This window comes from Streptomyces sp. CAI-85, from assembly GCF_013363615.1.
Taxonomy (GTDB): Bacteria; Actinomycetota; Actinomycetes; order Streptomycetales; family Streptomycetaceae; genus Streptomyces; species Streptomyces antibioticus_B.
Genome location: NZ_JAANNX010000109.1, coordinates 1 through 9,507, shown reverse-complemented (window position 1 = coordinate 9,507; position 9,507 = coordinate 1). Strand labels below are relative to the sequence as shown.

Annotated in this window: 12 protein-coding genes; 4 read left to right on the top strand and 8 right to left on the bottom strand. The window is 72.2% G+C overall.

Translation table 11 applies throughout. The features are described from left to right. From G6W55_RS36175 to G6W55_RS36165, 3 genes are all read right to left on the bottom strand, one after another. On the bottom strand, positions 1-262 hold a 262-nt coding region (locus G6W55_RS36175; protein ID WP_254876576.1), incomplete at its 3' end, for an SPFH domain-containing protein. A 127-nt stretch (positions 263-389) separates the two neighbouring features. After that, on the bottom strand, positions 390-821 hold the full coding sequence (locus G6W55_RS36170) for an NfeD family protein (protein ID WP_078633025.1): 432 nt from the start codon (positions 819-821) through the stop codon (positions 390-392). A gap of 73 nt (positions 822-894) precedes the next feature. Beyond that, positions 895-1,692: an ABC transporter ATP-binding protein gene (locus tag G6W55_RS36165; protein WP_078633026.1), complete on the bottom strand. Its 798-nt coding sequence runs from the start codon at positions 1,690-1,692 to the stop codon at positions 895-897. 153 nt (positions 1,693-1,845) lie between these two features. Here G6W55_RS36165 and G6W55_RS36160 point away from each other — a divergent pair, with 153 nt between their 5' ends. Continuing rightward, entirely contained in the window at positions 1,846-2,634 is a 789-nt protein-coding gene (locus G6W55_RS36160; RefSeq protein ID WP_175524861.1) for a hypothetical protein, read from the top strand. A gap of 94 nt (positions 2,635-2,728) precedes the next feature. Here the strand turns inward: G6W55_RS36160 and G6W55_RS36155 are convergent, their stop codons facing one another. The 4 genes from G6W55_RS36155 to G6W55_RS36140 form a co-directional block, all read right to left on the bottom strand. Continuing rightward, complete coding sequence (locus G6W55_RS36155; protein WP_030790928.1) at positions 2,729-2,968, bottom strand: chaplin; 240 nt, start codon at positions 2,966-2,968, stop codon at positions 2,729-2,731. Between the two features lie 185 nt (positions 2,969-3,153). After that, positions 3,154-3,399: a chaplin ChpE gene (gene chpE / locus G6W55_RS36150; protein WP_175524860.1), complete on the bottom strand. Its 246-nt coding sequence runs from the start codon at positions 3,397-3,399 to the stop codon at positions 3,154-3,156. Positions 3,400-3,570: 171 nt separating this feature from the next. Continuing rightward, positions 3,571-4,212 carry a response regulator transcription factor gene (locus G6W55_RS36145; protein WP_175524859.1) on the bottom strand — a complete coding sequence of 214 codons (642 nt, stop codon included), beginning with the start codon at positions 4,210-4,212 and terminating at the stop codon, positions 3,571-3,573. Next, entirely contained in the window at positions 4,205-5,350 is a 1,146-nt protein-coding gene (locus tag G6W55_RS36140; protein ID WP_175524858.1) for a GAF domain-containing sensor histidine kinase, read from the bottom strand. Before G6W55_RS36140 ends, G6W55_RS36145 begins: the two co-directional genes overlap by 8 nt. Before the next feature lie 246 nt (positions 5,351-5,596). Here G6W55_RS36140 and G6W55_RS36135 point away from each other — a divergent pair, with 246 nt between their 5' ends. The 3 genes from G6W55_RS36135 to G6W55_RS36125 all read left to right on the top strand — a co-directional run bounded on the left by G6W55_RS36135 (position 5,597) and on the right by G6W55_RS36125 (position 8,431). Further along, positions 5,597-6,295, top strand: a complete 699-nt coding sequence (locus G6W55_RS36135) for an SDR family oxidoreductase (protein ID WP_175524857.1) — start codon at positions 5,597-5,599, stop codon at positions 6,293-6,295. Further along, positions 6,292-7,353 carry an S-adenosylmethionine:tRNA ribosyltransferase-isomerase gene (locus G6W55_RS36130; RefSeq protein WP_175524856.1) on the top strand — a complete coding sequence of 354 codons (1,062 nt, stop codon included), beginning with the start codon at positions 6,292-6,294 and terminating at the stop codon, positions 7,351-7,353. The genes G6W55_RS36135 and G6W55_RS36130 overlap by 4 nt, the downstream gene beginning before the upstream one ends. A gap of 328 nt (positions 7,354-7,681) precedes the next feature. Beyond that, positions 7,682-8,431, top strand: a complete 750-nt coding sequence (locus G6W55_RS36125) for a transglycosylase SLT domain-containing protein (protein ID WP_030790944.1) — start codon at positions 7,682-7,684, stop codon at positions 8,429-8,431. Positions 8,432-8,508: 77 nt separating this feature from the next. Here G6W55_RS36125 and G6W55_RS36120 read toward each other — a convergent pair. After that, the coding region (locus tag G6W55_RS36120) for an ABC transporter permease (protein ID WP_175524855.1) at positions 8,509-9,507 on the bottom strand (999 nt) is incomplete at its 5' end.

The window sequence follows — 9,507 nt, the reverse complement described above, 5'->3', positions numbered from 1 at the left end:
TGTCGATGTTGACGACCAGGTTGTCCTGGGTGATCACCGGCTGCGGCGGGAAGGGGACGACCTGTTCGCGCAGGTCGATGCGGTTGCGGATGGTGTCGATGAACGGGACGACGATGTTGAGGCCGGCGTTGAGCGTCCGCGTGTAGCGGCCGAAGCGCTCGACGATGGCGGCGCTGGCCTGTGGGATGACCTGGATCGTCTTGATCAGGGCGATGAAGACCAACACCACCAGAATGATCAAGACGATGATGACTGGTTCCATCGAGCGCCCCGTCCCCTTCTTTCCTGCTTCTTCGGCTGCCGAACGATCTTTCCGGTCGAGTCTGACAGACCGTCGCACACCTCGGGAGGTGTTCCGTTCACTTGCGTGGTACGGGAGTTGTGCGAGGTCAGATGACGATCGCCGTGGCCCCCTCGATCTCCACGACGTCGACGGCCTGACCGACCTCGTACGTGCGGTCGGAGTCGAGTGCCCGGGCCGACCAGATCTCCCCGGCGAGCTTGATACGGCCGCCCGAGCCGTCGACGCGTTCCAGCACGACGGCCTGCTTCCCTCTCAACGCGTCCACTCCGGTGGCGAGTTGGGGGCGCTGTGCGCTGTGCCGGGCCGCGATGGGCCGTACGACGGCGATCAGGGCGACCGAGACGACGATGAAGACGAGAACCTGGGCCACGGCTCCGAAGCCGAGGCCGGCCACGATCGCGCCGGCCACCGCGCCGACCGCGAACATGCCGAATTCCGGCATCGCGGTCACCACGAGCGGGATTCCGAGCGCTGCCGCGCCGACGAGCCACCACACCCATGCGTCGATGTCGTTCACACGGTCATGGTAGGTCCGAGTGCGGTGCCGCCGACAGGGTGCGATGCGCAGTGGCCGGGGCGGCGGACCGCGGTCAGGACAGGGGGAGGCCCTGGGCCGTCCAGCGTTCGCCGACCTGTTCCACGACGAGCGGGAGGCCGAAGCAGCGGGAGAGGTTGCGGGAGGTGAGTTCCAGTTCGACGGGGCCGGCGGCGAGGACCTTGCCCTGGCGGATCATCAGGACGTGGGTGAAGCCGGGGGCGATCTCCTCGACATGGTGGGTGACCATGATCATGGAGGGGGCGATCGGGTCGCGGGCGAGGCGTCCGAGCCGGCGTACGAGGTCCTCACGGCCGCCGAGGTCGAGGCCGGCGGCGGGCTCGTCGAGGAGCAGCAGTTCGGGGTCGGTCATCAGGGCGCGGGCGATCAGGGTGCGCTTGCGCTCGCCCTCGGAGAGGGTGCCGAACTTCCGGTCGAGGTACTCGCTCATGCCGAGGCGGTCGAGGAAGGCGCGGGCGCGCTGCTCGTCGATGTCCTCGTACTCCTCCTGCCAGGCGGCGGTCATGCCGTAGGCGGCCGTGAGGACGGTCTGGAGGACGGTCTGGCGCTTGGGGAGCTTGTCGGCGAGGGCGATGCCGGCCATGCCGATGCGGGGGCGCAGCTCGAAGACGTCGGTGCCGGGGCGGCCGAGGGTCTCCTCCAGGACGGTGACGGTGCCGGAGCTGGGGTAGAGGTAGGTGGAGGCGATGTTCAGGAGGGTCGTCTTGCCGGCGCCGTTGGGGCCGAGGATGACCCAGCGCTCGCCCTCCTTGACCGACCAGGAGACCTGGTCCACCAGAGCCCGGCCGTCGCGGACCACGGTTACGTCCTGAAGCTCCAGCACATCGCTCATTGGCGCGTTGTCTCCCCTTGCAGTGTGGCCGGTCTCGGGTGGCGCGGGCGCCGGTGGCTCGGCCCGCCGCGCTCGGGTGGCGCGGCCCCTCGGGAAAATCTACGCCACCGGCCGGGTGAGCCGTTCCATCGGTCCGGTCCTTAGGGTGGTGCCATGCTCTCGGAATCGCGCTCTGGTCGCCTTGCCGCTTGGGGAAATGCCCTGTTGGCCGGATTTGTCTCGCCGGACGACGCCGTTGTCGCCGTCGTGGGTGAGGACGCCGTGCACCGGGTGCGGGGGCTGCCCGGCGAGTCGGGGGCGGTGGGGCTGACGCTGGCGCTCGGGCGGCTGCGGGCGCTGGGGGTGGCCGGGCTGCGGGTGGCGCTGCCGGCGCCGGGGCATCCGCTGGGGCTGAGCGGTCCGCCGGAGTTCAACGCGCGGGCGCTGGAGGCCGGGGAGGCGGTGGTCTGTCACGGGGCGGCGCTGGGGCTGGTGCCGGAGGTGTCCGAGGCCGGGCCCGACGGCGATGTGCATGTCGAGGTGGTGTGGCACTGTCTGCCGGTGCGGGAGGCGCCGCCGGCCGATGTGCCGTCGCTGGGTGAGGCCGAGCGGGAGCTGGCGGAGGCGCTGCGGGAGGCGACGGCGGTGCTGGCGCGGCTGGACGTGGCCGGGTCGGGGCCGGTGGCGGAGGCGGCGATCGACGCGTACCGGGCGCGGGCCGAGCGGGACGGTGAGGTGCTGGCGCCGGGGTATCCGCCGCGTGCGGTGCGGGTTCTGGAGCTGGCGCGGCGGGTGGGGCTGCTGGTGGCGCTGGCGCGGGAGAGCGGGCACGGGGGTGCGGTCAGCTCCGGGGAGATGGCGGCGCGCGCGGAGGCGTTGCGGCCGGTCGAGCGGACGGCGCGGCGGGCGCAGGTGGCGGCGTACAACGCGTATGTGGAGGAGCGGGAGCGGGGCCGGGGGTGACGGGCGGCTCGGCGTGCGTGCGAAGGGGCCCCGCGCCGGTGTGACGCGGGGCCCCTTCGTGGTGTCGACGGTGATGCCGACCGTGGTGTCGACGTCAGTCGTTCACGCCGGTGTTGCCGAACGCCGGGTTCAGCAGGCCGATCACGTTGACGCTGTTGCCGACGACGTTGACGGGGACGTGGACGGGGGCCTGGATCAGGTTGCCCGAGGCCACGCCCGGCGACTTCACGGCCGCACCCTCGGCACCGGAGTCGGCGACAGCGGCGCCGGCCGAAGCGCCGGCGGCGATGCCGGCGACGGTGAGGGCCACGGCAGCCTTCTTGGCGATGTTCATGGGAAGTGTTCCTCCTGCGTGTGCGTGTCCGACCCGGCCGCGGGTCGTGCGCTGATCAACGCGCCGTCGCTCGGGAACGGTGCGGGGCGGTGCCGCAGAACAGCCCGTTCGGATCATTGAAGCGACAGAGCGACAGAGCGACAGAGCGATGACGTGATGGGGTGACTAACGGGGCGGTCGCCCTGTCAGTGGTTGAGGCCGAGGTTGCCGAACGCCGGGTTCAGCAGACCGATCACGTTGACGGTGTTGCCGACGGCGTTGACCGGGATGTGCACGGGGGCCTGGACGACGTTGCCCGAGACGACGCCCGGCGAGCCCTTGGCCTGGCCGTGGGCCCCGGCACCGCCGGTGGCGGAGGCCATGCCGGCGCTCGCGGCGATCAGACCGCCGGCCACCATCGTCACGGCCGCCGCCTTCTTCAGGTTCTTCACTTCTCGAGTCCTCCTAGCGATGTCCGCGGCAGTCGCCGCGGCACGCACTGGAGAACGGGCGGGCCTCATGGAGGTTGCGCCATTCGAGGGACATTCCCACGACGGTATGAATCTCAGTCCGGAGCGGAACCCTCCGTACTGCCGTGCGGGACGCCTCGCGCGGAGCGCGTTTCAGCCGGTCACGCCGTGCCGGACGGCCCACAGGGCGGCCTGGGTGCGGTCGGAGAGGTCGAGCTTCATCAGGATGTTCGAGACGTGGGTCTTGACGGTCTTCTCGGAGAGGACGAGGGTGCGGGCGATCTCGCGGTTGGAGCGGCCGTCCGCGATCAGGCCGAGCACCTCGCGCTCGCGTTCGGTGAGGGAGCCGCCGCGGCCCTGGCCGGTGCCGGTCTCCTCCTGGGAGAGGAGGGCGCCGGCCACCTCGGGCTGGAGCAGGATGTGTCCGGCGTGGACGGAGCGGATGGCGCCGGCGAGGGCGTCGGGGTCCACGTCCTTGTAGACGTAACCGGCGGCGCCGGCGCGCAGGGCCGGGACCACGGTGCGCTGCTCGGTGAAGCTGGTGACGATCAGCACGCGCGCGGGGTTCGCCAGTTCGCGGAGCTTGCGCAGGGCCTCGACGCCGTCCATGCCGGGCATCTTGACGTCCATCAGGACGACGTCGGGCCGTAGTTCCTCGGCGCGCTCGACGCCCTCGGCACCGTCGGCGGCCTCGCCGACCACCTCGATGTCGTCCTGGACCTCCAGGAAGGTGCGCAGGCCGCGGCGGACGACCTGGTGGTCGTCCACGAGGAGCACCTTGATTGCGTCAGCCACCGGGGGCCTCCATCTCGATCGTGGTGCCCTTGCCGGGCGCCGATTCCACCGTGAGCGTGCCGCCGACGCCGCCGGCGCGGTCCCGCATCGACACCAGGCCGAGGTGGCGGCCGGCCCGGCGGGTGGCGGCGGGTTCGAAGCCGCCGCCGTCGTCGGTGACGCGCAGGACCGTGGCGGTGCCGCGCTTGTGGAGGGTGACGTCGACCTGGGCGGCGCCGGAGTGGCGCAGCGCGTTGTGCAGGGCCTCCTGGGCGACGCGCAGCAGGGCCTCCTCCTGGGCGGCGGGCAGGGCGCGGACGCCGCGGCTGGTGAACGTCACGCGCGCGGTGTGGGCGCGGTCGAGGACCTGGATCTGGGTGCGCAGGGTGGCGACGAGGCCGTCCTCGTCGAGGGCGGCGGGGCGCAGTTCCACGACGGCGGCGCGCAGTTCGTCGGCGGCCTCGGCGGCGAGCGCGGCGACCTGCTGGAGCTCGCCCTTGGCGCGGGAGGGGTCGCGGTCGACCAGGGCGGCGGCGGCTTGGGCGGTCAGGCGCAGGGAGAACAGCTTCTGGGCGACGGCGTCGTGGAGTTCGTGGGCGAGCCGGGAGCGCTCCTCGGCGATGGTCAGTTCGCGGCTGCGCTCGTAGAGGCGGGCGTTGGTGAGGGCGATCGCGGCGTGCTGGGCGAGGGTGGCGAGGAGTTCCTCGTCGTCCTCGGTGAAGCCGCAGCTTCCTTCCGGCTTGGGGCAGTTCTTGTTGGCCAGGAAGAGGGCGCCGAGGATCTCGTCGCCGTCGCGGATGGGCAGGCCGAGGAAGTCGGACATCTCGGGGTGGGCGGCGGGCCAGCCCTCGAAGCGGGGGTCCTTGCGGACGTCGGCGAGGCGCTCGGGGCGGGCCTGGTGGAGCATCGCGGCGAGGATGCCGTGCTGGCGGGGCAGCGGGCCGATGGCCTTCCACTGCCGGTCGCTGACGCCGTCGACGACGAACTGGGCGAAGCCTCCGTGGTCGTCCGGGACGCCGAGCGCGGCGTACTGGGCGTCGAGCAGCTCGCGGGCGGAGGCGACGATCGTCTTCAGGACGTCGCGCACCTCCAGATGCCTGCTCATGGCCAGCAGCGCGGCGCTGACCGCGGCGAGGCCGGACCGGGGACCGTGGCTCATGCCCTCACGGTACCGGCGGGGTCCGACAGCGCGGATCGGGCCGAGGGCGGCCGGGAGTGGGGCCGCGGTCCTAGGTCGGAGGTCCTCGGTACGGCGGTGTAGGGCGCTGGTCCGGGTGCCGGGGCGTACGTCGAAGGGCCCCGGCGGGCCCGGTCCCGCGTCCGAGGCGGCCGGGGCGGGCCGGTTCCTAGGTTGGGATCACCGTCCGCGGAGGCGGTCGGAGGATCTGGAGAGGGGACTGTCGACATGCCGGTGGCGATCATCACGGGGGCGTCGAAGGGGCTCGGGCGGGCGCTGGCCGAGGCGTTGGCCGGGCGGGGCTGGGATCTGGTGCTGGACGCCAGGACGGAGGGCGCGCTGAAGGAGGCGGCGGACGCGGTCGCGGGGCACGGGGGCGTGGTCCGGGCGGTCGCGGGGGACGTCACGGACGCAGCGCACCGGGCGGCGCTGGTGGCGGCGGCCCGCGGGCTCGGGGGCTGCGATCTGGTGGTGAGCAACGCGAGCGCGCTGGGCGCCGAGCCGCTGGTGCGTCTCGAAGCGCTGCCGCTGGAGGGGCTGCGGCGGGCGCTGGAGGTGAACGTGGTGGCGGCGCTGGGCCTGGTGCGGGAGGCGCTGCCGCTGCTGCGGGCGGCGCCGGCCGGGGCGGTGATCACGGTCAGTTCGGACGCGGCGGCCGAGGCGTACGGGACCTGGGGCGGCTACGGCGCCTCGAAGGCGGCGCTGGACCAGCTCGCGGCGGTGCTGGGGGTGGAGGAGCCGGGGCTGCGGGTGTGGGCGGTGGACCCCGGGGACATGGCGACGGACCTGTACGCGGCGGCCGTGCCGGACGACGACGCGGAGCGGCCGGATCCGGGCGCGGTGGTGCCGGGGTTCCTGCGGCTGCTGGACGAGCGTCCGCCGAGCGGGCGGTACGCGGCCCCGGCGCTGCTGGAGGGGCGGCGATGACGCTGGCGGTGAGCGTGCCGGAGGAGCTGTCGGCGCGGGTCCCTGCCGAGCAGCGCGGGCCGGGGCGGGGTCGGGACGACGTACGGCTGCTGGTGTCGTGGGGGACGGAGGTGGCGCATCGCGGGTTCCGGGAGCTGCCGGAGCTGCTGCGGGCCGGGGACCTGCTGGTGGTGAACACGTCGACGACGCTGGCGGCGGCGGTGGACGGGTGGATCGGGCACGCGCGCGTGGTGGTGCACTTCTCCACGCGCGGGGACGACGGCCGGTGGGCGGTCGAGCTGCGGGACCCGGACGGGCAGGGCACCACCCGCGCGCGGGCCGGTGGTCCGGCGGGGACGCGGGTGCGGCTGCCCGGGGGTGTGCGGCTGATGCTGGCGCAGGCGCTGAGTCCGGGCAGCGGGCGGCTGTGGTGGGCGCGGGTGTCGGGCGGGGAGGTGCCGGGGCTGCTGCGGGAGCACGGGCGGCCGATCCGGTACGCGTACACGGAGCGGGACCAGCCGCTGTCGGCGTACCGGACGGTGTTCGCGCTGCCGTCGGCGGACGGGGCGGGCAGTGCGGAGATGCCGAGCGCGGCGCGGCCGTTCACGGCGGGGCTGGTGACGGAGCTGGTGAGCCGGGGGGTGCGGTTCGCGCCCGTGGTCCTGCACACCGGGGTGGCCTCGGCGGAGGCGCACGAGCCGCCGTACCCGGAGCGGTTCGCGGTGCCGGAGGCGTCGGCGCGGCTGATCGAGGCGACGCGGGCCGGGCAGGGGCGGGTGATCGCGGTGGGGACGACGGCGGTGCGGGCGGTGGAGTCGGCGGCCGGTGCGGACGGGGTCGTACGCGCGCGTGCGGGGTGGACGGATCTCGTGGTGACGCCGGAGCGCGGGGTGCGGGTGGTGGACGGGCTGCTGACCGGGCTGCACGAGCCGGAGGCGTCGCATCTGCTGATGCTGGAGGCGGTGGCGGGGCGGGCGGCGATCGACCGGGGGTACGAGGAGGCGCTGCGGGGGCGCTATCTGTGGCACGAGTTCGGGGACGCGCATCTCCTCCTGCCGCCGGAGAAACGCTCACGCTGAGAGTTGCTCCGGCAACCATGAGTGAGAGCGGGGGTGGGGCGATGTGAGCCCGCGCATAGGGCTTACATCACCTACGAAGGGACATAGGAGGTAAAGGCATCCTCAATGAACGGGACAGACGGCATGGTCTGTCCCGTTTTGCCCTTCCCTGATCCACTATGGGCGATAGTGGATCATATCTTTGCCTGGGCATTTTGCGGCCGCTAAGAATTGCTCTCGTCGCTCAGCGCCGCGGGTTCACCCCCGCGGCGCTCGTGCCTCAAGCACCCGCTGTCCGCAGTCGGACGAAGAGAGCGACCTCCGCGCTATTCGAAGAGGTCCTTCCGCCATGCCCAAGAACACTCAGAAGATCGCGATCGCCGGCGTCGCCACCCTCGGCGCCGCCGCCGTGGCCTTCTCCGTGGTGCCGGCCGACGCGCAGACGACCACGACGGACGCCGCCCCCTCGGCCCGCGTGGCCTACAGCTCCGAGCCCGTCCGTGACGTCAAGGCCAGCGTGACCGACCAGCTCGCCGGCGCCAGCGTCAAGGTCGACGCCATCGACGCCAAGAAGAAGGCCGCCGCCGCCGCGGTGGCCAAGAAGAAGGCGGCCGCACGGGCCGCCGCCGACGCCGCCGTCGCGAAGAAGAAGGCGGCCGCGAAGAAGGCCGCGATCCGGGCCGCCGTCAAGAAGGCCGCCGCCGAGCGCAGCGCCAAGGAGGCCGCGAGCCGCTCCACGCACCGCGTCGCCGTCCGCCAGGTCGCCGTCAAGACCTACGCCAACAACCTGGACGGCTGGATCCGCCAGGCCCTGGCGATCATGGACGCCAAGAACATCCCGGGCTCCTACCACGGGCTGCACAAGAACATCATGCGCGAGTCCTCGGGCAACCCGAACGCCATCAACAACTGGGACATCAACGCCATCAACGGCGTGCCCTCCAAGGGCCTGCTCCAGGTGATCCAGCCGACGTTCAACGCGTACCACGTGCCCGGCACCTCCTGGAACATCTACGACCCGGTCGCCAACATCACCGCCGCGGCGAACTACGCCGCCCACCGGTACGGCTCGATCGACAACGTCAACAGCGCGTACTGACGCGCCCGCACACGCCGAAGGGCGGCACCCCGTGGTCGGGGTGCCGCCCTTCGGCGTCGTACGGGACCGGGAACCGGCTACTTGCGCATGACCTCGGGCTCGTGGCGGCGCAGGAAGCGGGCCACGAAGAAGCCGCAGATCACGCCGAGGACGATCAGGGCGAACATGTCCATGCCCCAGGCGCCGACGGTGTGCTCCCACAGCGGGTCGTTGTCGCCGCCGTCCGCCGGCGGGCTGATCCTGTTGAAGTCCAGCGTGGTACCCGCGGCCGCGACGGCCCAGCGCGACGGCATCAGGTACGAGAACTGGTTGACGCCGATCGAACCGTTCAGGGCGAACAGGCAGCCCGTGAACACCACCTGGATGATCGCGAACATCACCAGCAGCGGCATGGTCTTCTCGGCCGTCTTCACCAGCGAGGAGATGATCAGACCGAACATCATCGAGGTGAAGCCGAGCGCCATGATCGGCAGGCACAGCTCGATCAGCGGCGCGCTCTTGAGGACCAGGCCCTCCGCCGGGATCTCCCGGCTGGAGAAGCCGATGACACCGACCAGCAGCCCCTGGAACAGGGTGACCAGACCGAGCACGAACACCTTGGACATCAGATACGCCGAGCGCGACAGACCGGTGGCGCGCTCCCGCTCGTAGATGACCCGTTCCTTGATCAGCTCACGGACGGAGTTCGCCGCGCCCGCGAAGCAGGCGCCGACCGCGAGGATCAGCAGGACGGTGGTGGCCGTGCCGTTCGGGATGATCCGGCCGGTCTTCGGGTTGACCGGGTTGGGCAGCAGGCTGTTGCCGGAGTCGATGAGCAGGCTCACCGAGCCGAGCACGACCGGCAGGATCACCGACAGGGCGAGGAAGCCCTTGTCCGACGCGATCACCGAGGTGTAGCGGCGCACCAGCGTGACGAACTGCGACATCCAGCCCTGCGGCTTGGGCGGTCTCATCGCCTGCATCGGCGGCATCTGTACGGACTGCGGCGCGATGGCGTCGATGTCCGCGGCGTACATCTGGTAGTGCTGCGAGCCCTTCCAGCGGCCCGCCCAGTCGTAGTCGCGGTAGTTCTCGAA